The sequence below is a fragment of the Pseudomonas sp. F1_0610 genome (assembly GCF_047470865.1).
Lineage (GTDB): Bacteria > Pseudomonadota > Gammaproteobacteria > Pseudomonadales > Pseudomonadaceae > JAZDRH01.
Genome location: NZ_JAZDRH010000081.1, coordinates 1 through 677, shown reverse-complemented (window position 1 = coordinate 677; position 677 = coordinate 1). Strand labels below are relative to the sequence as shown.

Here is a 677-nt window from a genome sequence, read left to right as displayed (position 1 = left end):
ATTAAGAAGTAGATATGGGACGTATGATAGGAACAAATAAATTTAATAATCATCAGCCTACGTCAAAACTGGCAATAATGACTGATAGTCAAGGTAGGCTTTTAACAGCATTTCCAGGGACATTATAATGTGCGATATTAAAAAAGAAAAGCGTTACACAAAGTCAAAAAAAGAAAAGCAGTACATTTTGGGTTTACTCGAATCAAAGAAATTTATCTATGAGACAGAAGAAGGAAAAAGAATTTTATCTCAACTTAGTAAAGAATATGGTGGAATTCCAAAAACTGGATATTCGATTTTTAATATGGCAAGCCAAGGATATCATATGTATCGATGGATTCTTGATGGAGAGTATTCAGTTTTTTTTACAGTAGATAATGAGACTCAAGAAGTAGATGATATTATGATAGATAAAATAACCGATAACTACACTAAATATGATAAGGATGAAGATCAAAAAGCAAGGACTATCTATATTATTGCTGTGGGTTTATCAAGAGATGACATCGCTGAGTTAGATGTTGTTGATAGAGGAGGGGTGGAGAAAAATAAACAGTAATAATAATGAAAATTTGAAGAATATCTAACTGGCTTGTTATTATTTTTTAAGACTTACATTAAAAGTAAATTATTTTTTCAAGGTTGATAGGGTCAAAAAAGCCAATTAAGTATATTTC

1 protein-coding gene is annotated in these 677 nt (G+C 30.1%); it reads left to right on the top strand.

What is annotated here, in order from left to right; genetic code table 11:
* The first annotated feature begins 127 nt into the window (after positions 1–127).
* Entirely contained in the window at positions 128–559 is a 432-nt protein-coding gene (locus VQ643_RS16295; protein ID WP_414201564.1) for a hypothetical protein, read from the top strand.
* Positions 560–677: the final 118 nt, after the last annotated feature.